The organism is Amycolatopsis sp. WGS_07, from assembly GCF_045278895.1.
Classification (GTDB): domain Bacteria; phylum Actinomycetota; class Actinomycetes; order Mycobacteriales; family Pseudonocardiaceae; genus Amycolatopsis.
The window spans coordinates 572,360-596,606 of sequence record NZ_CP136053.1 but is presented as its reverse complement, the minus strand read 5'-3'; the positions used below and the strand labels follow the sequence as shown (position 1 = coordinate 596,606).

10 protein-coding genes and 1 pseudogene are annotated in these 24,247 nt (G+C 70.7%); 4 read left to right on the top strand and 7 right to left on the bottom strand.

The features are described 5' to 3' along the window. Positions 1-18: 18 nt before the first annotated feature. Positions 19-1,302, bottom strand: coding sequence for a DUF222 domain-containing protein (locus tag RPX00_RS02565; protein WP_406637075.1), 1,284 nt, complete (start codon positions 1,300-1,302; stop codon positions 19-21). A gap of 338 nt (positions 1,303-1,640) precedes the next feature. Between RPX00_RS02565 and RPX00_RS02560 the strand changes: the two genes are divergently transcribed. Then, positions 1,641-4,181, top strand: coding sequence for a response regulator transcription factor (locus tag RPX00_RS02560; RefSeq protein WP_406637073.1), 2,541 nt, complete (start codon positions 1,641-1,643; stop codon positions 4,179-4,181). 41 nt (positions 4,182-4,222) lie between these two features. Then, the gene (locus RPX00_RS02555; RefSeq protein ID WP_406637071.1) at positions 4,223-4,366 is read left to right on the top strand and encodes a LuxR C-terminal-related transcriptional regulator; all 144 of its coding nucleotides are present in this window, start codon (positions 4,223-4,225) and stop codon (positions 4,364-4,366) included. A 47-nt stretch (positions 4,367-4,413) separates the two neighbouring features. Here the strand turns inward: RPX00_RS02555 and RPX00_RS02550 are convergent, their stop codons facing one another. The 4 genes from RPX00_RS02550 to RPX00_RS02535 all read right to left on the bottom strand — a co-directional run bounded on the left by RPX00_RS02550 (position 4,414) and on the right by RPX00_RS02535 (position 9,001). Then, positions 4,414-5,373 (bottom strand): NAD-dependent epimerase/dehydratase family protein, encoded by a 960-nt coding sequence (locus RPX00_RS02550; RefSeq protein WP_406637069.1) that lies wholly within the window; start codon positions 5,371-5,373, stop codon positions 4,414-4,416. A 12-nt stretch (positions 5,374-5,385) separates the two neighbouring features. Then, on the bottom strand, positions 5,386-6,678 hold the full coding sequence (locus RPX00_RS02545) for a nucleotide sugar dehydrogenase (protein ID WP_406637068.1): 1,293 nt from the start codon (positions 6,676-6,678) through the stop codon (positions 5,386-5,388). An 88-nt stretch (positions 6,679-6,766) separates the two neighbouring features. Further along, positions 6,767-7,450, bottom strand: a complete 684-nt coding sequence (locus tag RPX00_RS02540) for a PIG-L family deacetylase (protein WP_344272097.1) — start codon at positions 7,448-7,450, stop codon at positions 6,767-6,769. A 297-nt stretch (positions 7,451-7,747) separates the two neighbouring features. Further along, positions 7,748-9,001: a nucleotide disphospho-sugar-binding domain-containing protein gene (locus tag RPX00_RS02535; protein WP_406637066.1), complete on the bottom strand. Its 1,254-nt coding sequence runs from the start codon at positions 8,999-9,001 to the stop codon at positions 7,748-7,750. A gap of 251 nt (positions 9,002-9,252) precedes the next feature. On the opposite strand from RPX00_RS02535, the gene RPX00_RS02530 reads away from it, so the two are divergent. Then, positions 9,253-14,586, top strand: coding sequence for an SDR family NAD(P)-dependent oxidoreductase (locus RPX00_RS02530; protein ID WP_406637065.1), 5,334 nt, complete (start codon positions 9,253-9,255; stop codon positions 14,584-14,586). A gap of 59 nt (positions 14,587-14,645) precedes the next feature. Here RPX00_RS02530 and RPX00_RS02525 read toward each other — a convergent pair whose 3' ends face one another. Both RPX00_RS02525 and RPX00_RS02520 read right to left on the bottom strand, forming a co-directional pair. Then, entirely contained in the window at positions 14,646-14,912 is a 267-nt protein-coding gene (locus RPX00_RS02525; protein ID WP_406637064.1) for a hypothetical protein, read from the bottom strand. A 105-nt stretch (positions 14,913-15,017) separates the two neighbouring features. Continuing rightward, on the bottom strand, positions 15,018-15,833 hold the full coding sequence (locus RPX00_RS02520; RefSeq protein ID WP_406637063.1) for a thioesterase II family protein: 816 nt from the start codon (positions 15,831-15,833) through the stop codon (positions 15,018-15,020). 250 nt (positions 15,834-16,083) lie between these two features. On the opposite strand from RPX00_RS02520, the pseudogene RPX00_RS02515 reads away from it, so the two are divergent. Next, positions 16,084-24,234, top strand: a pseudogene (locus tag RPX00_RS02515) (beta-ketoacyl synthase N-terminal-like domain-containing protein); the annotation flags it as partial. Between the last annotated feature and the right edge of the window lie 13 nt (positions 24,235-24,247).

The following is a 24,247-nucleotide window of genomic DNA, read 5'->3' as shown; positions in this document are numbered from 1 at the left end:
GGTTGCGCCGGGCGGCCCCTACCCGCCCGGGTTTGGGCAGGGCGGGGCGGTGCGCAGGGTCCGGGATCGGGAGCGCAGCGGGGCGGGCGGCGGGTTGTGGGCGGTGTTGCGGAGCGGTTTCCGCTCCGGATCGAGGATGGACGGCGGGATCCAGTACACGACGCCGTCGCGGATGCTGATTTGCCAGCCGCTGTGGTGAAGGAGGCGGTGGTGGCGTTCGCAGCAGGAGGCGAGGTTGTCCAGGTCGGTGGCACCGCCGTCGGACCAGTGGACGACGTGGTGCGGGGTTGTCCACTTTGGACTTCGATCGCAGCCCGGGAAGGTGCAGCCGCGGTCTCGGATGGCCAGGGCCCGGCGTTGGGCGTTAGTGGCGGTGCGGGCGGCGCGGCCAAGGTCGAGGACTTGGCCCTCGGTGCCCAGGACGGCCGGGTAGACCTTGGCGTCGCACAGGATTCTGCGCAGATGCGAGGCGGGCAGTACGGATTCGTCGTCGGTGAAGACCGTTTTCGCCGCGTTCTGCAGGGTTTCCAGGCTGACGGTGACGGTCGCGACGGCTCGTTCGCCTGCTTTGGCCGGGAGGTCCGGGGTGCGCGCGGCTAGGTCGACGATGGCCGCGACGGCGTCGCCGTGGCGTTCCGCCGGAGTGCGGGGGTCGGGGGTGCCGGGGGCGCTCGCGGGGTCTGGCGCGGCCAAGGGGACCAGCAGTTGTTCGATCAGGGTGCCGGTTTCTTGGTCTACGTTGCCGGTGAAGCGGAAGCGGCCGGAGCGGGTCCAGTGCCAGCGGAATTCCCGCCAAGGGCGGGCGGACGCGGGTTCGGGGTCCGCGTCGGGGCCGGGCTCGTCTTCGGCGGGGTCGTTGTCCCAGTAGATCTTCAGCCGGGTGGCGGCTCGGCGGACGGTGCCCGGGTTGGCCTGCTGCGCGAGGGTGACCAGGGTGTCTTCGGCGACGGTGTAGTCCTCGGGGGTCAGCCATCTCGGGGCGGTCGCCAGGAATTCGGCGATCACCGCGGCGTGCTGGGCGGTGATTTCGCCCGCGGTCAAGGCTTTCGAGGTCAGCGGCAGGCTGCCGGTGGCTTGGGCGAGCCGGCTGCGGGCCTCGCGTGGAGTGAGGTGCAGGATCGTCGCCAGGTAGGCCGCGGTCGAGGAATAGCCCTCCGGCACGGTGCCGCGCGAGTCCAGTTCCCGGATTGTCTCCAGCTGTTCGGCGTAGGCGATGTTCTGTTGTCGTTGAGTGGCAAGGAGTCTGGTGGTCAGGTCCCGGTCGGGCAGCTGCCAGGCGGGGAGCGTCGTCGTAGCGGACACCTCTTCATTCAATCGAACGCGCGTTCGACTACGCTATAGCTCGACCTGGTCAACCCGGACTGCGGAGCAGCGGCCACCAAGATCACTGTCTGGAGCTGAACCCCGGGTTGTCCGGCGGGAAACCGCCATTCGCAGCAAAGGGGGATCGAGGGGAAATCCAGCGCCATCCGCGACGCCGGGTAATCGTGATCACCTGATTGAGTGACTTTAGATCGCGGTTGGCTGTGCTTAGGGGGTGGCTGCGACTGTGGCACACGCAGGAAGAATGACCGTTGGGTCGAGGAGCTTGCGATGGGCGTGAACTGGGGCAGAACCGCCGCACCGAGCCGAACGAAGCAGTGTCCCTTCTCGAGGGCCTGCTGATCGAATGCGATGCGGGGGCAGGAGACACGGTATTGGTCGGCGGAGGACCGGCCAGCGGGAAAACACAGGTGCAGAACCAAGTGGTGGCGCGAGCCCGTGAGCTGGGCGTTCTGACGCTCACCGCGGCGGGCGCGGCCGACGAGCGCGACCTTGACGGGGGTGTGCTCGACCAGTTGCTGGCCAGCCCGGCCTTGCCGCGCGAAGTGCTGGCCGCGGCGGACGGCGAGGATCGGATCGCCGCGTTGTGCAGTGCGTTGCACCGGCTGGCGCGGGAGCGCTCGCTGCTGATCGCGGTTGACGATTTGCAGCACGTGGACGAGACGTCGGCGCGGTTGCTGCTGCGGTTGCAGCGGCGGGCGCGGTCGGCGGCCATGTTGCTGGTCCTGACACAGCCGGACAGCTGGTATTCCGGCGAGGGCATGGAATTCGCCGCGCAGCCGCACCGGTACGTGCATCTCACGCCGTTCACCGTCGAGGCGATCGCGCAGCTGGTCGCGGACCAGGGCGAGGCCGAGCGGATTTACGGGCTGAGCGCGGGGAATCCGTTGCTGGTCAGCGCTTTGGTCGACGCAGGTCGTAGCTCGGTGGACGACGGACCGGCGTATTCCGATGCGGTGCAACGGCTTCTGCATCGCTATGGTTCGCCGCTGCGGGAGGTCGCGACGGCGATCGCGGTCCTGGACACCGACGTCACGACGGACGCGGTGGCGACGGTCGCGGGCGTGGACCCGGTCGAGGCGGAGGCTTCCGCCGGCGTGCTCGTGGAGACCGGATTGGTCGACGGAGTGCGGTTCCGGCAGCGACCGGCGGCGGCTGCGGTGGTCGGCGGGTTGCGCGGGTCCGAGAAGGTGCAGCTGCACATCCGGGCCGCTGAGGTGAAGCACGCACGCGGGTTGGCGGCGCCGGAGGTCGCTCGGCATCTCGTGGCGGCTGGCGAGGCGCAGGCGGAGTGGGCGCTGCCGGTGCTGGTCGCGGCGGCGGAGCAGGTGATGCTCGGCGACGACGTCGACTTCGCCACCCGTTGCCTGCAGCTGGCGGCGTCGACGACCACCGCGTCGTGGGAGCAGCAGATGATTTCGCAGCTGCTGGCCAAGATCACCTGGCGGGTCAACCCGGCGGCGGCCGATCCGCATCTCGCGGCGTTGCGAGAGGCCGATTCGCTCGACCAGTCCGACCGGATCGCGTTGGTGCGCCAGTCGTTGTGGTTCGGCGACCGGGAAACGTTCGAGTGCGCGCTGGTCCGGCTGGGCGACGACCTCGAGCCGCTGCATCCGCGAACGGCCGCCGAGCTGACGCTCGCCGCGCACTGGCACTACGGCACGGCACCGGAGCTGTCGGTCGACGCGTCGGATCCGTGGATGCGCACGGCGACCACGCTCGCGTCGGTGTGGAAGGTCGGCGGCAGCGAAGAGACTTCGGTGTGCGCGGAGCGGATTCTGCAGAACTGCCGGCTCTCCGACACTTCGCTGGAAGCACTGGCCACAGCTATCCTCGCGCTCGCGTACGCGGGAAAGGCGGACCGCGCGGAAGGCTGGTGCACTTCGCTGGCCGAGGAAGCTGAGTATCGCGGCGCGGTGACGTGGAAGGCCATGCTCGACGCTCTCGGCGCGAGTCTGCTGCTGCGTCGCGGCGAGCCCGCTCAAGCGGCGGAGGCGGCGAACCGTGCGCTTGCGCTGCTTGACGAACCGAACTGGGGCGTGGCGATCACGTACCCGCTGGCCACGATGCTCACCGCGCACACTGCGGCGGGAGCGTTCAAAGCCGCAGCAGCGGTGTTGCGACACGCTCTGCCCGAAACCGTGTACACGACACTCGGCGGCGTACGGTTCCTACGCGCGCGCGGGCAGTTCCACCTGGCCACGAACCGAGGACTCTCCGCGGTGAGTGATTTCCAGCAGTGCCAGCGGATTCTCCGTGACCGTAATCTCGATCTGCCCGCGGTGGCCCCGTGGCGGACCGATCTCGCCGAAGCGAACCTGCGGCTGCGCAACCCGACTCTGGCGGTCGAGCTGGCGAAACAGCAGCTGGCGGACACGAAGGACCCGTTCTCGCAGGCAGTGGCGTTGCGGGTGCTGGCGTTCGCGGGGGACACCGGCGCGCGGTCCGGTTTGCTGAACCGGGCGGCGGAGGCGTTCAAGGAATCCGGTGACCGGCTTGAGCTGGCTCGCACGGTCCGCGCGATCAACCAGCTGGGGCAGCGCGCGGAACGTTCGGCGGGCCTGGTGAAACCGGTGCAGGTGCCGAGGCAGCCGATGCGTCCGCTCGCACCTCGTCCGGTCGCGTCGAGACCCGAGCCACCTCGCGCGGACCCCGACGGTGCGGCGGCGACCGCGCTCAGCGAGGCGGAACTGCGGGTCGCGGAACTCGCGGCGCACGGCCGGACCAACCGTCAGATCGCCGAAACGCTGTACATCACGGTGTCCACTGTGGAGCAGCATCTGACCAGGGTGTACCGGAAACTCGGCGTGGCCGGGCGAAGCGCGCTGGCGGGCGAACTGGCCGGTGCCGGGCAGTGACGGAAAGGCTGACCGAAAAGCCGACGGAATGTGGAGTGCGGGTGCTGACCGACGTAGAGCTGAGAGTCGCGGAGCTAGCCGCGCAGGGTACGCCGGTGGCGATGATCGCGGAGGTACTGGGAGTGTCCGCGAACACCGCCGCCGGCCACCTGACGGCCGTCTACCTCAAGCTCCGAAACGCGTGAAGGGCCTCTCGGGCGCATTCCGCGAGAGGCCCTTCACCGGAAACAGGTCAGGAGCGGCGGTCGGCGACCACTGCGGCGATGATGTCGTCCAGGGTGTGCTTCGGCGCGAAGCCGATCTGGTCGTACGCGCGGGTGCAGTTGGGAATGCGGCGCTGCATGTCCTCGTACCCGTCGCCGTACGCCTCCTCGTACGGCACCTTCGTGATGGTGCTCGCCGAACCGGTCGCGCCGATCACGCGCTCGGCCAGCTGCGAGATGGTGGTCTGCTCGTTGCTGCCGAGGTTGAACACCTTGCCGTACGCGGATTCGTCGGCGAGCAGCTTCGCCAGCGCGGGCACGACGTCGTGCACGTGGCAGAAGCAGCGGGTCTGCTGTCCGTCGCCGAAGACCGTGATCGGCTCGCCGGCCAGCGCCTGGGTGACGAAGCGGGGGATGACCATGCCGTAGCGCCCGGTCTGGCGCGGGCCGACGGTGTTGAACGGCCGCACGATCACCGTGCGCAGGCCGTGCTCCACCGCGTACAGGTGGGCGAACGTCTCGTCCAGCGCCTTCGCCTCGGCGTAGGACCAGCGGTTCTTCAGCGGCGACCCGATGATCCGGTCGTCGTCCTCGCGCAGGCCGTCGGCGGTGTTCTTGCCGTAGATCTCGCTCGTGGACGCGACGAGGATCGGCACGTCGTGGCGCAGCGCGGCGTCGAGCATGTTCTCGGTGCCGTGCAGGTTGGTGCGCAGGCTGTCCATCGTCTTGTCGAGGATGGTGAACACGCCCACCGCCGCGGCGAGGTGGAAGATCGCGTCGATGCCCGCCATGCACGATTCGATCGCGTTCGGGTCGGTGATCGAACCGCGCACGAACCGGAAGCCGGGGTGCCCGGCGACGCCCGCGAGGTTGTCCAGGGTGCCGGTGCTGAGGTTGTCCAGTGCGACGACCTCGTCGCCGCGGGCCAGCAGATGCTCGGTGAGGTGGGAGCCGATGAACCCGGCGCCTCCGGTGATCAGGTAACGCACTGTGTTGTCCTCTCAGTTAGCGAAGAGCGCGCGGTCAAAGCGATAAGTGGCGTCGATGACGGTCGGGCAGTCGGCGAGCCATTCGTAGTCGTGGCCCGGCTGGACGGTGTGGATGAGCGCGACGTCCCAGTCCCGGCCGTTCGGCTCAGGGACGGTGTCGAGCGAACCGCCGGTCACTCGGATGTTAGGCACCAACGGGTCGTAGTAGCCGACCTTCGCGCCCTTCGCGGCGAGAAGGTCAAGGATGTCCAGTGCGGACGACGAACGCACATCCTGCACGCCGGGCTTGTACGTCACGCCGACCACCAGGACGCGCGTACCCGCCATGCCCTTGCCTTCGCGGGACAGTGTGTTCAGTACGCGGTCGACAACCTGCTTCGGCCGCTCCGCGATGGCGTGCATCGCCTGGGTGACCAGCGGTGCGTTGCTCTGCGTCGCGCGAAGCTGCCACAGCAGGTAGTGCGGGTCGCAGGGGATGCAGTGGCCGCCGACGCCGGGGCCGGGGTGGAAGGCCATGAAGCCGTACGGTTTGCTGGCCGCCGCGTCGATGACCTCGATCGGGTCGATCGAGAAGCCGTCGCTGATCTCGGCGAACTCGTTGGCCAGCGCGATGTTCACCGCGCGGAAGGTGTTCTCGTACAGCTTGGTCATCTCCGCCGCTTCCGGCGAGCTGACGCAGTGCACGCTCGGGGTGAGCACGTTGATCACCCGCTGCGCCATCGCGGTGCACACCGGAGTCACGCCGCCCAGCACGCGCGGCGTCTCGGCCTGGGTGTGCGTGACGTTGCCCGGGTCGATCCGCTCCGGGCTGGACGCCACGAACAGGTCGCGGCCGATCGTGAATCCCTTGGCCACCAGCGGTTTCACCAGCAGTCGGTTCGAGGTGCCGACGTAGCTGGTGGAGGTGAGGATGAAGGTCTGGCCGCGGCGGGCGTTCGCGACGAGCGCCGCGCACGCCGCCTCCAGCGGGCCGAGGTCGGGCATCAGGTACTCGTCGAGCCCGGTCGGCACGCACACCAGCACGGCGTCCGCCTCGGCCATCCGCGCCGAGTCCGTGGTGAGCTGGAAGTCCTCCTGGTGCACGGCTTTCTCGAGCCTGCGGTGGTCGGCCTCGATGAGGTCGACGTCGCCGGAGCGGATCGAGTCGATCCGGTTCTGCGACAGGTCGATGCCGATCACGCCGACGCCGCCGGCGTGCAGGCCGAGCGCGGTCGGCAGGCCGACGTAGCCCATCCCGATCACCGCGACCGAGGTCAGCTCGTTCAGTTCGGCGATGGTCTCGAATTCAGCGACAGTACTGGTCATTCCTGGTCACCCGTTTCTGGATGGGCAGTGGAAAAGCGGCGGGAAAAGCGAGCGGAAGCAGTGGAAGAAACAGTGGCGGAAACGCCGGTCATCGGACCGAGCGGACGATTTCGAAGGCCTCGGCGAGGCCGGCGCTGACCTGGGAGCCGCGGTATTCGGCCAAGGCGCGGACGCCGCGTTCGCTGCGCGGGTTCGGCCACGGTTCGAGTTCTTTCCCGTAGGCGCGCAGCGCTTCGATCTTGCGTTCGACGTGGCTTTCGTCGAGGATCTGCCAGCAGTTCGGCCGGAAGGTGACCGGCAGCCCGGAGGCCTCTCCGACGTCGGTGGCGGAGCGGATCTCGAACGTGCGGACCTCGCGCACCGGGCCCTTGCCCGGCCGTCCCGCGACCCGCGCGGCGCGGCTGACCAGCGCGTGGTCGGTGCTCAGGTCGCACATGCTGGTCGCGAAAATGGTGTCCGGCTCGAATTCCCGGACCTCCCGCTCGACGACCTGGTTCAGTTCGAGGTGGCTGACCGTGTCGAGCCGGTTGTCGCCGAATTCGTGGACTCGCACCCGCTCGATGCCGAGCGTTTTCGCGGCCAGTTCGATCGCGTCGGTGCGATTGGTGACCTCGGCGCCCGCGGCCGAACGCGAACCGTCGTCGTTGGTGAGAATGCAAAGCGAAACAGTGACGCCCTCGTCGGCGAGCCGGGCGATCGTCCCGCCCGCGCCGAGCGTTTCGTCGTCGCCGTGGGCTCCCACCACCAGCAGCCTGCGTGTCAACGTGTGCATACGATTCCCCAGTCCTTGTCCGGGCGGTGAAACCCCCAGTGGAAACGAGCCGTGCGAAATGGCTTGGAACGCAAGAAAAATCTGACATCCGCCGGTGCCAGCGACAACCCCTAAAGACCGTCTAAAGCGGACCTTGGCCGGGCGGGCCGACTGGCCCCGGTGGCGGTTAGGGGTGAGAAGAACGCGGGCACGGCGAAACGCGGCGCCGTGATCATCGGCGCCGCGGGCACGACGAGACTGCCGGGCGTGAACGCGACGCCCCAGCGGGGGAAGGCTGACGGCACCAGGCCGCCGGGGTCACTGCCCTCGGGCGATCCGCTCCAGCTCCGGCACGAGGTCGTTGAGCGTCGGCGTGGCCAGCATCTCGTCCCTGACCTCGAGCGAACAGTCGCGGAAGGACGGTTCCTCCAGCAACCGCTGGAGTCCATTTCGGACAGTGTGCGGAGTGACGTCCTCGAGGTCCACCATCAGGCCGTTGCCGCGCTTCACCTGGGCGAGCGCGGAGATCCGCTCGCTCCACGTGGTACCGGGGATCACCAGCTGGGGGACGCCGTTGACCACCGCGTTGCCGATCGTCGCGCCGCCGCCCTGGTGCACGATCGCGGAGCACGAGGCGAGGAGTTCGTACATCGGCACGAAGTCCACCGCGCGCACGTTGTCCGGGACCTTGTCCACCGACGCGAGCTGCTCCGCGTTGAGCGTCGCGATCACTTCGACGTCGAGGTCGGAAAGGCCGTCGAGCAGCGCGGAAACCGAGGTTTCCTCTTCGCCGAGCGTCTGCCGGTTGGAGATGCCGAGGGTCAGCAGCACGCGCGGGCGCGATGGGGTCTCGACCACCCAGCGCGGCAGCGCCATCGGCTTGTTCAACGGCACGAAGCGCGCCGGGAGGTAGTCGACGTCGACGCCGTCGTACCGGAGGTAGGACGGATGGGAGTCGATGGTCTTGACGCCGTAGCGCAGGTTTTCGTCGTAGTCAGCGCCGTAGCGGTTCACCTCGGCCGACATCCACTCCACGAACGGGTCCGGGCTGGTGTCCTCGGGCTTGCTCGCGCGCAGGTCGCGGTACTGCGCGCCGATCCGCGCCGTCTGGTCGGCCGCGTACATCATCCGCAGGTGCGGGACGCCGACCGCCTGCGCGACGATCGGCGCGGCGTAGACCAGCGGGTCCCACACGACGAGGTCCGGCTGCCACTGCCGGGCGAACCGGACGAGTTCGTTGAGCAGCGGGGTCGGCGTGTTCCAGCGGAAGACGTCGACCCAGCCGTCGTAGACGGTGCGCACGTACTCTTCGGTGTAGCGCTCCGGACGGCTTTCGGAAAGCTGATGCTTGCCGTGCAGGGTGTCGTCGCCGCCGGCGCTGAGCCGCCGGTGCTCCGCGATGTCGAGGTCCTCGCCGAACCACATCGCGTCGAGGCCGGTCTCGGCGAACGGCAAGACCTCGCGGGGATTGCGCTGGCCGACGAACCGCACCTCGTGCCCGGCGGCGGCCAGCGCCCAGCCGACCGGGGCCATGCTGTAGACGTGCGTCCTCGTCGGGAAAACCATCAACATGACGCGCACAACGCACTCTCCGATGCCGGGGTCCGGGAAACACTGCTGCTGGGAAACGGTAATCGCGAGAGGCCTTGAGGCAGACCCGGCAATCCGGCTTAGGGGTCGCGGACCCCTGCGGCTTTTCAGGGGATCCGGCCGTACCGCGCGCCGACCTACGATCCGGACACCACGACCATGAGTGCTGGCTTGCCACAGGCGGTGGAGTGCGGAATGCGTGAGTGTGAAACCGACGGACGAGGGGACTCCCAGTGACCGGCCACGAGCAGAACACGGCACCGTCCACTGAGCAGATCGTCGCCGCGCTGCGTCAGTCCATGGTGGACAACGAGCGGCTCAAGGCGGACAACCAGAAGCTCTCCGCGGCGATGAACGAGCCGATCGCCATCATCGGGATGGGATGCCGGTACCCCGGCGGGGTCGCCACGCCCGCGCAGCTCTGGGACCTCGTCGACAGTGGTACCGACGCCGTCGGCGAGTTCCCCGAGGACCGCGGCTGGGACACCGAGTCGATCTTCGACCCCGCGGGCGGCCCCGGCATGACGTACTCGAAGGAGGGCGGCTTCCTCTACGACGCCGCCGATTTCGAGCCGGAGTTCTTCGGCATCTCCCCGCGAGAGGCTCGCACACTCGACCCGCAGCAGCGGGTGGTGCTGGAGACCGCGTGGGAGGCCGTGGAACGCGCCGGGATCGTGCCCTCGACGTTGCGGGGCAGCAAGACCGGCGTCTTCGCCGGCGTGATGTACCACGACTACGGTGCCGGCAGCAGCGACGGCAGCCTCATCTCCGGCCGCATCTCCTACACCCTCGGGTTGGAAGGCCCGTCGGTGTCGGTCGACACGGCGTGCTCGTCTTCGCTGGTCGCCCTGCACTGGGCGGCACAGGCGCTGCGCCGCGGCGAGTGCTCGCTGGCGCTGGCCGGCGGGGTCACCGTGATGGTGACGCCGGACATGTTCGTCTACTTCAGCGAGCAGCAGGGCCTCTCCCCGGATGGCCGCTGCAAGGCGTTCGGCAGCGGCGCCGACGGCGTCGGCTGCTCCGAAGGTGCCGGAATGCTCCTGCTGGAACGGCTTTCCGACGCGCGCCGCAACGGCCACCACGTCCTCGCGGTGCTGCGCGGCAGCGCGGTCAACTCCGACGGCGCGTCCAGCGGCATCACCGTCCCGAACGGGCCCGCGCAGCAGCGCGTGATCCGCGCGGCACTGGCCGACGCCGGGCTGAAGCTGTCCGATGTGGACGCTGTCGAAGCGCACGGCACCGGCACGAAGCTGGGCGACCCGATCGAGGCGCAGGCGCTGATCTCCACCTACGGCAAGGCGGCCACGGCCGACCGGCCGCTGCACGTCGGGTCGTTCAAGTCGAACGTCGGCCACACGCAGGCTGCGGCAGGCGTTGGCGGCGTGATCAAGATGGTGGAAGCGCTGCGGCGCGGCGTACTCCCGCGCACGTTGCACGCCGACGAGCCGTCGCCGCACGTCGAGTGGACCGACACCGTCTCGCTGCTGAGCGAGCCGAAGCCGTGGCCGGAGACCGGGCGGCCGCGTCGCGCGGGCGTGTCGTCGTTCGGCATCAGCGGGACCAACGCGCACGTGATCGTCGAGCAGGGCGACCCGGTGGCGGCACCTGCTTCCGACGACGGGTCCGTGACCTGGCTTCTGTCAGCCAACACTCCAGAGGCCCTGCGGGCGCAGGCAGGCAAGCTCGCGTCTTCCGCCCCAGAAGCGTCCACTGTGGACATCGGATTCTCGCTGGCGACCACCCGGACCCAGGCCGAGTACCGTGCTGGGATCGTCGCGGCCGACCGGGCCGGCGCGATCCGTGCGCTGACCGAGTACGCGGCGGGCCGCACGCCGGCGGGTGTCGTCGAAGGCGTGGCCAGCACTGGACGCACGGCGTTCCTGTTCACCGGCCAAGGCGCCCAGCGCGCCGGGATGGGCCTGGAGCTGGCCGAGGCCTACCCGGCGTTCGCCGAGGCCTTCGACGCGGTGGCCGCCGAACTGGACAAGCACCTCGACGTGCCGTTGCGGACCGTGCTGGGCTCCGACGAGACCGGGTACACGCAGCCCGCGTTGTTCGCCGTCGAGGTCGCGGTATTCCGGTTGCTCGAATCGTGGGGCGTCACCCCGGACTACCTGCTGGGGCATTCGATCGGCGAGCTGGCCGCGGCGCACGTTGCGGGGGTGCTCTCGCTCGAAGACGCGTGCACGCTCGTGACGGCGCGGGCGCGGCTGATGCAGGCCCTTCCTACCGGCGGGGCGATGGTCGCCGTTGCGGCGGCCGAGGCCGATGTCGTGCCGCTGCTGACCGAGGGCGTGTCGATCGCCGCCATCAACGGACCGGCGTCGGTGGTGCTGTCCGGCGATGAGGACGCGGTCCTCGCGGTGGCGTCGAAGTTCGAGAAGACTTCGCGGCTGAAGGTGTCGCACGCGTTCCACTCGGCGCTGATGGAGCCGATGCTGGCCGATTTCGCTGTCATCGCAAGGAAGCTGACCTACTCCGCGCCCGCGATTCCGATCGTCTCGACGGTCTCTCCGGACGCTGATCTGACGTCGCCGGAGTACTGGGTGAACCAGGTGCGCGACGCGGTCCGGTTCGCCGACGGCGTCCGCACGCTGCTCGACGCCGGTGTCACGACGTTTGTCGAGGTCGGCCCGTCGGCCGTGCTCACCGCGATGGGCCAGCTGTGCCTTGGCTCCGACGACCGGGCGACGTTCGTCCCGGTGCTGCGCAAGGACCGGCCCGAAGGCGAGTCGGCGGCCGCCGCGGTGGCCACGCTGTTCACCACCGGGTCCACTGTGGACTTTTCGGCGTTCTACGCCGGCGGGGTACCGGTCGAGCTGCCCACGTACGCCTTCCAGCGCAAGCGTTACTGGATGGAGAACCCGACCGGCGCTCGCGTCCGCGGGGTCACCGAGGTCGGGCAGCTCGACGCCGGGCACCCGCTGCTGGGCGCCGTCGTGGAGGCGGCCGACACCGGCGGCGTCGTGCTCACCGGGGAGCTTTCGCTGCGCCGGCAGCCGTGGCTCGGCGATCACGTCGTGCAGGGGGTTCCGCTGTTCCCCGGCACGGCTTTCGTCGAGCTGGCCGTGCGGGCGGGGGACGAGGTGAACTGCGCGCGGCTCGATGAGCTGACGCTCGCGGTCCCGTTGATCCTGCCCGAAAACGGAGCCGTCCCGGTCCAGGTGACGGTGGGCGCGGAGGACGAGTCGGGCACCCGCGCGGTGGGCATCTACTCGCGGGCCGCGGACACCGGGGAGTGGACGCACCACGCCAGCGGGAGGGTGTCGCCGACGGCGGACGCGCCCGTGGCCGCCGCGGAGTGGCCACCGGCCGGTGCGGTCGAGATCGACGTGACCGGCCGCTACGACGAACTCGCCGCACAGGGCTTCGACTACGGGCCGGTCTTCGCCGGGCTGCAGCGGGTCTGGCGAGACGGGAACACCCTCGCCGCCGAAGTCGCGTTGCCGGAGCACAGCGACGGTTCGGCGTTCGCGTTGCACCCCGCCCTGCTGGACGCCGCGCTGCACACCATCGGCCTGGCCGGGCTGACGGAGGACAAGCCGGCGTTGCCGTTCGCGTGGAACGGGGTTTCGCTGCACGCCAGCGGGGCGTCGAGCTTGCGCGTGCTGCTCTCCTCTGACGTCGAGAACACCGTGTCGCTCACCGCCACCGATCCCTCCGGGGCTCCGATCGTGACCGTGGGGTCGCTGGCGCTGCGGCCGATCGCCGACGACGCGTTCGCCGCGGTCACCCGTCCGGCGGCAGGCGACTCGCTGTTCCGGGTGGAATGGCAGCCGTACACCGGCGATGCCGCTTCCGGCGTTTCGCACGCGGTGCTCGGTGCGGATCCGTTCGGCCTCGGTGGAGAGTCCTATGTGGACCTAGCTGCACTGATCAATGCGGGGAAGCCTGTCCCAGACGTGGTGACCGTGTCGTTCGCGGCCCCCGAGACGGCGTCGCCCGACCTGGCGCGCGAGGCCACCCACCAGCTGCTGGAGCTGGTACAAGCCTGGATCGCCGAACCGGCGCTGGCTGCCTCGCGGCTCGTCGTGGTCGCCTCCCACGCCATCGCGACGCGTCCCGACGAGGGCGTCGCTGACCTCGCGCACGCCGCGTTGTGGGGCGTTGTCCGGTCGGCCGAGCTGGAGTACCCCGGCCGGTTCGCAGCGGTCGACGTCGACGGCGGTGAGCTGTCGCTGGACACGGTGTTCGGGGCGATCCACGCCGGTGAGCCCGGCGTCGCGGTCCGGGACGGGGCGGTGCTGGTGCACCGGATGGCGAAGTTCGCGCCCGAGACTCCGGCGCCGTCGCTGAACCCGGACGGAACCGTGCTGGTCACCGGCGGCACCGGTGCGCTGGGCGCGTTGATCGCGCGGCACCTGGTGACCGCGCACGACGTGCGCCACCTGCTGCTCACCAGCCGTCGTGGCGAGGCGGCTCCGGGCGCGGCGGAACTCAAGGCGGAGCTGGAGGAGCTTGGCGCCTCGGTTTCGCTGGTGGCATGCGATCTCGCGGACCGGACCGCGGCGGCCGCGCTGGTGGCCGACGTACCGGCCGGGCACCCGCTGACCGCGGTCGTGCACACGGCAGGCGTGCTGGACGACGGCGTGCTGCTCGCGCTGACCCCGGAGCGGATGGACGCGGTGCTGCGGCCGAAGCTGGACGCGGCCTGGCACCTGCACGAGCTGACCGCGGAACTCGACCTGGCCGCGTTCGTGCTGTTCTCCTCCGTCGCCGGCCCGCTCGGCTCGGCCGGGCAGGCGAACTACTCGGCCGGGAACGTGTTCCTCGACGCACTGGCCCACCACCGTGCGGCGCTCGGGTTGCCCGCGGTGTCGCTGTCGTGGGGCCTGTGGTCCGGCGGCATGGCGGGCGCGCTCGGCGAGACCGACCTGGTCCGGATGGCGCGCTCCGGCGTGGCCGGACTGTCGTTCGACGAGGGACTCGAACTGTTCGACGCGACCTTCGGCACCTCGCAGCCGGCCCTGATGCCGGTCCGACTCGACCTGGCCGGGCTGCGGTCCGGCCCCGTGCCGCCGATGCTGCAGGGCCTGGTGCGCGGAGGTACACGGCGACGAGCCGCAGTCGCCGACGACTCGTGGGCCCGGATCACGGCCCTGCCCGCCGGGGAACGGGAGCGGGCGCTGCTCGACCTCGTGTGCGGCACGGCCGCGGTGGTGCTCGGACACGACCGCCCGGACGCGATCGACCCGCGCAAGGGGTTCATCGAGCTTGGCTTCGATTCCCTGACCGCGATCGAGCTGCGCAACCGGCTGGACGAGGTGTCCGGACGGCGCCTGCCGTCGACGCTGATCTTCGACTACCCGTCCGCGAGCGCGGTGGCGGGCTTCCTCGGCGAGGGACTGGCGGACCAGCCGTCCATTGTGGACTCGCAGTTGGCCGCTCTGGAGGCTGCCTTGCGGGACAACGCCTTGGCCGAGGCAGATCGCGAGAAGCTGGTCAGCCGTTTGACCGCGTTGTTGGCGTCGTACTCGGCTCCCGAGGAGCCGGCGGACATCGAGAACGCCAGTGCCGAGGACATCTTCGCGCTCCTGGACGAGGAACTGGACACCAAACCGGTTTGAGCCCGAGAGTCCCCCGCCTGCGCCGGTCAATCCGACGGCGCGGCGGGGGATCTCGGTGCTCACACCTCGGTGAGAAGCCCGAGAGAGCAGAGAGACCCGGACAGGGCGATCATGTCGTAGCGGACGTCCTCGACGTCCGTGCCCCACAGCGCGGCGAGGACCGCACTGGCCCCGTCGAGGTCGCCGTTGTGCCGTTTGAGGGCGATCCACATGGCCGCGGCCACCGGTTCGCATTCCACCTGACGGCTGGTGCTGCTGGTCAGCTCAAGATACCCGTGGGGGAGCATCCGCTGGGTGACGCCGGGCGCGGTGCGCAGGGCCATCATGGCTACCTCCGAGGGCAGTGGTCCGGTCTGTTTCCTTGCTGCACCTAGTCTCGCGGACTTAGGCCAGCCGGACCATGGGGGAGGCTCCTGAAGGCGGCCTGGGGTTTACTCCCCCACTACCCGCCCGGGATCAGGGGTTGCGGCGGCGAGCGCGTCGGCGCGCCAGTCACGCAAGCACGCGTCGACGGTCGTCAGCACGGCTTCGAGCTGGGCGTTCAGGTAGAAGTGCCCGCCTGGCAACACCTTCACCGCGCAGTGGCCGCTCGTGTGCTCGTGCCACGCGTCGGTCTCGGCGAGGTCGACAACGGGGTCGCCCGCGCCGATCAGCACCTGGATCGGGCAGTCCAGCGTGAGCCCGGGCTCGGCGCGGTAGGTCTCGACGGCCGTGTAGTCCCCGCGGATGGCGGGCAGCACCATGCGCAGCAGCTCGTCGTCACCGAAAACGGCGCTGCCGGTGCCGCTGATTTCCTTGAGCGCGGCGATCAACCCGTCGTCGCCGAGTTCGTGAACGTACTCGGACCGCGGCACGGACGGTGCCGGGCACGCGGACGCGAACAGGCCAAGCGGCCGGGTGCCCCGCGCCTCGAGCCGGCGTGCGACCTCGTACCCGAGTGTCGCGCCCATGCTGTGGCCGAACAGCGCCACCGGACGGTCGATCCACGGACCGAGGTCGTCGGCGATGACGTCGGCCATCGCGGCGAGGTCGTCGAAGCACGGCTCGTCCCGCCGGTCCTGACGGCCCGGGTACTGCACGGCGATGACGTCGGCGTCCAGTCCGCCTTCGGCGGCTGCCCGCGAGAACGGGAAGTACGCGGTCGCCGAACCACCCGCGTGCGGCAGGCACACCAGTCGCACCGCGGCGTCGTCGGACGCGTGGAATCGCCGGAGCCATCGGCTCGATTTCTCGTTCAGAGCAGTCACAATTCAGGAAGTCTCCGGTCCCTTCGCGGGACCAGCAACCCCTAGCCCGCGGGCCCCGCCGGGCGGCTGGAGAACCCGCGCCCGCTCAGGGGGCCGGGCGGGCGGTTAGGGGTGGGTCGGCCGTGCTCGCCGCTCGTAACGTACGGCGTCAGGTGGGTGCATTGGGCGATCACGGAAACCTCTCCGCCGACACCGCGCCGACGACCACGCGACTCAGGAGAAGGTCTGAATGAACAAGTCCGACGACAAGCTGGTTCAAGCCCTCCGTGCGTCCCTGAAGGAGACCGAGCGTCTTCGCGCGCAGAACAAGAAGCTCAGCGGGGCCGGCCACGAGCCGATCGCGATCGTCGGCATGGCCTGCCGGTTTCCCGGCGGGGTGCGCACGCCGGAGGACCTGTGGCGGCTGCTGGCCGACGGCTCCGACGTCGTCGGCGAGTTCCCCACCGATCGCGGCTGGGACACCGACCGGCTCTACGACCCGACCGGCGAACGGCCAGGAGCCAGCCGCACCCGGCACGGCGGATTCCTGTACGACGCGCCTGAGTTCGACGCCGGGTTCTTCGGCTTCGGCGAACGAGAAGCGCTCACGATGGACCCGCAGCAGCGGCTGCTGCTGGAGACCACCTGGGAGTCGTTCGAGCGCGCCGGAATCCCGCCCGCCTCGGTGAAGGGCAGCCCGGTCGGGGTGTTCACCGGCGTGATGTACCACAACTACCCGGGCCACTACGGTTCCTCCGCGGTGGTGTCCGGACGGCTCGCCTACGCGTTCGGCCTCGAAGGGCCGACGGTGACCGTGGACACCGCGTGCTCGTCCTCGCTGGTGACCCTGCACATGGCGGTGCAGGCCCTGCGACAGGGCGAGTGCTCGCTCGCGTTGTCCGGCGGGGTCACGGTGATGGCCTCCCCGCAGACCTTCGCCGAGTTCAGCGTCGACGACACGCTCTCGGTCGACGGCCGGTGCCGGTCGTTCTCCGAGTCCGCGGACGGCATCGGCTGGTCCGAGGGGGCCGGAATGCTGCTGCTGGAACGGCTTTCGGACGCGCGCCGCAACGGCCACCCGGTGCTCGCGGTCGTCCGCGGCAGCGCGGTCAACCAGAACGGCGCCTCGAACGGGATGATGTCGCCGCGCGGCCCGGCCCAGCAGCGGGTGATCCGCCAGGCGCTGGCCAACGCCCAGGTGCCGAGCGACCAGGTCGACCTCGTGGAGGCGCACGGCACGGCGACGCCGCTCGGCGATTCGGTGGAGGCGCAGGCCTTGCTGGCCACCTACGGCCGGGAACGGCCGGACGGACGGCCGCTGCGGCTCGGCTCGATCAAGTCGAACCTTGGGCACACCCAGGCGGCGGCCGGGGTCGCTTCGCTGCTCAAGGTCGTGCTCGCGCTGCGCAATGACCTCCTGCCCAAGACGCTGCACGTGGACGAGCCGAACCACCGGGTGGACTGGGCCTCCGGCGGCGTCGAACTGCTCACCGAACCGGTGGCCTGGCCGCGCGACGAACGGCCCCGCCTCGCCGCGGTGTCGGGGTTCGGCATGAGCGGCACCAACGCGCACGTGATCCTGGAGGAGGCCCCGGAAGACACTGCGGTCGCGGAGCGGGATACCCCCGCCGGCGCGATTCCGTGGGTGCTGTCCGGCCGGAACCCCGAATCGCTGCGGGCGCAGGCCGCGAGGCTGCTGGAGCACGTTCGCGGCAACTCGGGGCTCGACCCGCTCGACATCGGCTACTCGCTGGCCACCGGCCGGTCGGCGTTCCCGCACCGGGCCGTGATCACCGGGACCGGCCGCGAGGAACTGCTGCGCGGCTTGGCCGCTGTCGCTGAGGGCGAGACCTCCGCCGAGGTTGTGCAAGGGGTGGCCCGCGGCGAGACGTCGACCGCGTTTCTGTTCTCCGGCAAGAGCCTCGGCCAGGAGCTGAGCGCCGCGTTCCCCGCGTTCGCGACGGCGTACGAAGAAGCCCGCGCGAAGGTGGCCGAGCACGGTGAGAACGGCACCGCGTTCGCCGTCGAGGTGGCGTTGTTCCGGCTGCTGGAGTCGTGGGGGATCACCCCGGACTTCGTTACCGGGCAAGGGATCGGCGAGCTGAGCGCCGCACACGTTTCCGGCGTGCTGTCGCTGGCGGACGCGGCCGCGCTGGTGGCGGCCGCCGACACCGACGCGCTCCGGAAGACCGCCGAATCGGTGAGCTACGCGGAGCCGGACATCCCGGTGCTGCCGGGCGGCGGCACGGAGCTGGCGAGCGAGGAAGAGCTGCGCTCGCCGGAGTACTGGGTCCGGCGGCTCGGCGCGAAGACACGCTTCGCGGATGGGATCCGGCACCTGGAAGCCCAAGGCGTGAACCGGTTCGTCGAGTTCGGTCCGGCAGGCGCGCGGGAAAGCCTGACCGGGAACGCCCTCGTCGTGTCCGCTCTGAGCGGGGACGCGGAAGCCCTGACCGCCATGGTCGGAGCGCTGCACACGCACGGGGTCTCCCCGGACTGGCAAGCCTTCTTCGCCGGCCGTGGCGCGCGCCCCGCCGAACTGCCCACGTACGCCTTCCAGCGGCAGCGGTACTGGCTGCAGTCGGCCAAAATCTACGGCGACCCGGTTTCCCTCGGCCTGGAACCGGTGGACCATCCGCTGCTGGGTGCGGCCACCGTGCTCGCGGACTCCGAGGGCGTCGTGCTGTCCGGGCGCGTCTCCGTCGGCACCCACCCCTGGCTGGCCGACCACGCCGTCGGCGGCTCGGTTCTCTTCCCTGGCACGGGTTTCGTGGAACTCGCGATCCGGGCGGGGGACCGGGTGGACTGCTCCCGGCTGCGGGAGCTGACTCTCCAGGAACCGCTGGCTCTGCCCGCCGAGGGCGGCGTCCGGATCCAGGTGAGCGTCGACGCCCCGGACGCGTCCGGCGCGCGCTCGTTCACAATCAGCTCGCGCACCGACGACCTGACCGGCGAAGGAACGTGGACCCGGCACGCCAGTGGTGTCCTGATTGCCGCGAACGGCGCGGCCTCCTTCACGCTGGCTTCCTGGCCGCCCGAGGCCGAGCAGCTGGAACTCGCGGACCTGTATGGGGAAATGGCCGAGCGCGGCCTGGACTACGGACCGGTGTTCCGCGGCTTGCGGGCCGCGTGGCGCGGTGCGGACGAGATCTTCGCCGAGGTGAGCCTGCCCGAACGGGCCCGCCGGGACGCGGCCGGTTTCGGGCTGCACCCCGCCGTGCTCGACGCGGCGCTACACGCGATCGGCTTCGCGGGCGACGGAGAAGGCATCTCGTTCCCGTACGCCTGGTCCGGGGTGGAGCTGTTCGCCTCGGGCGCTGCGGCGGCGCGGGTGCGGTTGCGGCGCACCGACGCGGACACCGTGGTGCTCGAACTCGCTGACGTGGCAGGGAATCCGGTCGCTTCGGTCGAATCACTGACCCTGCGGCAGATCTCCGAGGAGCAGCTGGCCGCCGTCCGCAGTGCCGCCGCACCGCGCCGCGAGCCCAGCCGTGCGCCGGAACCGGTCGCGCGGCGCGCCGCCAGCGCACCGGAGACCGCCGCGCAGGCCAGCGCGGAGGCCGACCCGGATTCCTTGCGGGGCAAGCTGCTCGCGCTTCCCGCCACCGAACGGCTCAAGGCCGTGCGCGGGGTCGTCCTCGCCAACATCGCCACGGTGCTCGACCAGGACTCTGCGGACCTCATCGACGTCGACCGCGCGTTCAACGACCTCGGCTTCACCTCGCTGCTGGCCGTCGAACTGCGCAACCAGCTCGGCGCGGCCACCGGCCTGTCCCTGCCGCCGACCCTGGTGTTCGACTTCCCGACCGCGGCGGAGCTGGCCGAGCACCTGTACCAGTCGCTGCTCGGCGAACTGGACGGCAAACCGGAGACGGTCACGCTGACCACCGTGGCCGGCGACGAGCCGATCGCGATCATCGGGATGGCCTGCCGGTACCCCGGGGAGGTCGGCACCCCGGAAGAGCTGTGGCAGCTCGCGTCCTCCGGCGGGGACGGTGTTTCTCCCTTCCCCACCAACCGGTCCTGGGACCTGGACTACTGGCTCGGCCAGGTCGAGGCGAGCGGGCGGGTGCCCCAAGGCGGGTTCGTGCACGACCTCACCGACTTCGACGCGGCCTTCTTCGGGATCGGCCCCAATGAGGCGCCGATGATCGAACCGCAGCAGCGGATGCTGATGGAGACCTGCTGGGAGGCGCTGGAGCGGGCCGGGATCGACCCGGTATCGCTCAAGGGCAGCGACACCGGCGTCTTCGCCGGGGTCATGAAGTCGGACTACGACCCGGGCCCGGGCGGCGATATGGAGACCAACGGCCTGTTCCGCAGCACCGGGGTGCTCGGCAGCGTGGTCTCCGGCCGGGTGTCCTACGCGCTCGGCCTGGAGGGGCCGTCGGTCTCGATCGACACGGCCTGTTCGTCGTCGCTGGTGGCCCTGCACTCCGCGAGCCAGGCGCTGAACCAGGGCGACTGCTCGCTCGCGCTGATCGGCGGCGTTTCGGCGCTCACCTCGCCGAGCCCGTTCGCCCACTTCGACGCTGGCGGCACCGCGGCCGACGGCCGGTCCAAGTCGTTCTCCGCGGACGCGGACGGCATCGGCTGGTCCGAGGGCGTCGGCGTGCTCGTGGTCGCGCGGCTTTCCGACGCCGTGCGCGACGGCCGCGAGATCCTCGCGGTGATCCGGTCGAGCGCGGTGGGCCAGGACGGCGCGTCCAACGGGCTGACCGCACCGAGCGGGTCCTCGCAGGAACGCGTGATCCGCAAGGCCCTCGCGCTCGGCGGGCTGAAACCGTCCGATGTGGACGTTGTCGAGGCGTCCGCGACCGGCTCCACCCTCGGCGACCCGATCGAGGCGCGCGCACTGCTGTCGGTCTATGGACAGGACCGGGACGGCGAGAGCCCGCTGTGGCTGGGCTCGGTCAAGTCGAACATCGGCCACAGCCAAGCCGCCTCCGGGGTCGCTGGCGTCATCAAGATGGTGATGGCGCTGCGGCACGAGCAGCTGCCGATGACCCGGTTCGCGGACAACCCGACCACGCAGGTCGACTGGTCGGCCGGACGGGTCCAGCTGCTGACGGAGACCATCCCGTGGCCGGACGCCGGACGTCCGCGCCGCGCCGGTGTCTCCTCGTTCGGGTACAGCGGAACCAACGCGCACGTGATCATCGAGCAGGCCCCTGCCCGGGAGAAGGACGAGACCGCGGCATCCGAGCAGCACGGGCCGTTGCCGCTGCTGCTTTCCGCGCGCAGCAAGGAAGCCGTGCCGCTGCAGGCACAGCGCTTGCTGTCCCGGCTGACCGCCGGGGACGAACCCGGCCTGCCGGACCTCGCGTACTCGCTGGCCACCTTCCGCGCCCCGGCCCCGCACCGTGCGGTCGTGGTCGGTGCGGACCGGCAGGAACTGGTCGCCGGGCTCGCCGCGCTGGCGAACGACGAGCCCGCCGCCACGGTGTTGCGCGGCAGCGTCCGGGCGGGTGCGAAGACGGCGTTCCTGTTCGCCGGCGACGCCGCCATCCGGCCCGGCAGCGGCAAGGACCTCTGTGCGGCTTTCCCGGTGTTCGCCCGGGAGTTCACCGATGTGAGCGAGAAGTTCGGGACGTATCTGGACCGGCCGCTACTGGACGTGCTGTTCGCCGAGGAAGGCTCGGTGGACGCGCAGTTGCTCGCGCGGAGGTCATTCACCCAAGCGGCGCTGTTCACCGTGCAAGTCGCCCTGTTCCGGCTGCTCGAATTCTGGGGACAGCGGCCCGATTACGTGCTGGGCCACTCCGGCGGCGAGGTGGCCGCAGCGCACGTCGCGGGCGTGCTTTCGCTGCCCGACGCGGTGAAACTGGTCGCCACCCGCGCCCAGCTGCTGGAAGAGATGACCGATGGCGCGATGGACGAGATCCTGGAAGAGCTGGCCGAGATCGCCGGGGAGCTGTCGTACGGCACCCCGCGCGTCCCGGTGGTCTCCACGGTCACCGGCGCACTGGCCGGGGACGAACTGACCGAGCCCGCGCACTGGGTCGCCACCCTGCAGCAGCCGGTCCGCTTCCTCGATGCGGTCCGCAGCCTGGAGACCGCGGGTGTGAACCGGTTCGTGGACCTCAGCCCCGGCGGCGGGCTCGCGCACGACATGCGGCCGTGCCTGACCGGACCGGCCGAGGACGTCACCGAACTGTCCGTGCTGCCCGCCGATCTCGCCGAGACCACCGCGGTGCTGCGCGGGGCCGGACAGTTGCATGTGGACGGTCTCTCCCTCGACGGCACGCGGCTGTTCGCCGGACAGGACGTGCGGCGGATTCCCGTGCCGCCCTACGCGTTCCACCGCAAGCGGTACTGGCCGGACGTCGACATGGAGGCGATCAGGGCGAGCGGCGACCTCGGTGCCACCGGGCTCGAATCGACCGGGCATCCGCTCGTCGGCGCGGCGATGTGGCTGGCGGACTCGGACGGCATCGTGCTCAGCGGCCGGCTCTCCGCCGGCACCCACCCCTGGCTGGCCGAACACACCGTGGGCGGCGAGATCGTGCTGCCCGGTGCGGCGTTCGTCGAGATCGCCATCCGCGCGGGCGACGAAGCGGGCTGCTCGCGGGTCGAGGAGCTGAACGTGCACACGCCGCTCGTGCTGCCGGAGCGCGGGAAAATCCAGGTACAGGCCGTGGTCGGCGAACGGGACCAGGCCGGCGCGAGGTCGCTGACGGTGTATTCGCGCCCGGACGACCCGATCGCCGCGTGGACCCGGCACGCGACCGGTTCGCTGACCGGCGGACAGGCCAAGCCGGAGGGGCTCGAGGAGTGGCCGCCCGCCGAAGCCGAGCCGGTGCCGGTGCATGGCCGACACGACGGGATCGGTCGTGGCCCCGCGTTCCAGGGCCTGCGCGCCGGCTGGCTCCAGGGTGACGAAGTGTTCGCCGAGGTGAGCCTCGGTCAGGAGACGAGTGCGCAGGCCAGCCGGTTCGGGCTGCACCCGGCCGCGCTGGACGCCGCGATCCAGGCGTTCGGCCTGCGTCCCGGCGGCGAGGCGGGACTCGCGGTCGCCTGGGCGGGCGTCGAACTGCACGCGACCGCGGCGGCGAAGCTGCGCGTGCGGATGACCCCGGTTGGCGAGGACACGGTCGCGGTGACGCTGGCTGACCAGGCAGGCAAGCCGGTGGCCTCGATCGAGGCCGTGACGGTGCGACCTGTCGGCGAGGTGCAAGAAACCGTTGCCACGCCAGTGGAAACCACGAAGGCCAGGCCGGTCGTGGTGCGCCGCACGGCGAGCACCGCCGTCGCGGCCGACTCGGACGGGCTGCGCAAGCGGCTGGCCGGGAAACCCCAGGCGCAGCGCGAGAAGATCCTCCTCCAGGTGGTGCTCGAACACACCGCGGCCGTGCTCGGTTACACGGACGCCGACGCGATCGACCCGAGCCGGCACTTCCTCGAATCGGGCTTCGACTCGGTGACCGCGGTGGGCCTGCGCAACGGCCTCAGCGAGGCCACCGGGCTGACCGTGCCCCCGACGGTCATCTTCGACCACCAGAACCCGGTGGCGCTGACCGCGCATCTGCTGTCCGAAATGGACGGTGCCGCCAGTGCCTCGCCGGAGGACCAGGCTTCCGACGGGCTGAAGCAGATGTTCTCCGAGGCCGTCCGTTCGGGAAAGACGGAGGACGGGCTCGGCCTGCTGGGCGCGGCGGCCCGGTTGCGGGCCGCGTTCCGGTCGTCGGCCGACATCGACCAGCTCCCGGCTCCGGTCCGGATGGCCGAGGGACCGGGGCAGCCGCACCTGCTGTGCCTGTCCACCCCGGCGGCGATGGGCGGCGCGTACCAGTACGCGCGGTTCGCCACGCACTTCCGCGGCGTGCGCACGCTGTCGGCGTTGCCGATGCCGGGCTTCCTGGCGGGCGAGCTGCTGCCCGAATCGGCCGAGGCCATCCTGGACGTGCTCACCGAGAGCATCCGCAAGGCCGTGGGCGACGAGCCGTTCGCGTTGCTGGGGTACTCGTCGGCGGGGATCTTCGCGCACGCCGTCGCGGGCCGGCTGGAGGAGTCCGGCACTGGCCCGGCCGCGGTCGTCCTGCTGGACACGTACGCCGCCAGCGGCGAGGACATCCAGCGCAGTGACCAGGAGGAGCGGGACAAGGCCACGCTCGGCCTGGTCTCGGGGCTGCTCGCGAACGAGGACCGGTACGGGCCGTATGACCGGACCAAGCTGACCGCGCTCGCCCGGTACCTGGAGGTGCTGCCCGAGGTCACCCTGCCCGAGATCAAGGCCCCGAGCCTGCTGGTGCGCCCGGAGGACCGCTTCGACGCGGGCGAGGCCGAGAGCGGCGACTCGGAGGCGTGGCGGACGGCGTGGAGCCTGGCCGACGAGACCGCGGTGGTCCCGGGCGACCACTTCAGCCTGGTCGAGGGCAGTTCGGCGACGACGGCGCAGGCGGTCGAGGAGTGGCTCGGCTAGCCGCGGAACTCAG

What these genes read in the sequence shown, in the direction of transcription:
- RPX00_RS02545 (WP_406637068.1), bottom strand. Translation starts at nt 6,678, where the DNA reads ATGACCAGTACTGTCGCTGAATTCGAGACCATCGCCGAACTGAACGAG.
- RPX00_RS02540 (WP_344272097.1), bottom strand. Translation starts at nt 7,450, where the DNA reads ATGCACACGTTGACACGCAGGCTGCTGGTGGTGGGAGCCCACGGCGAC.
- RPX00_RS02535 (WP_406637066.1), bottom strand. Translation starts at nt 9,001, where the DNA reads ATGTTGATGGTTTTCCCGACGAGGACGCACGTCTACAGCATGGCCCCG.
- RPX00_RS02525 (WP_406637064.1), bottom strand. Translation starts at nt 14,912, where the DNA reads ATGATGGCCCTGCGCACCGCGCCCGGCGTCACCCAGCGGATGCTCCCC.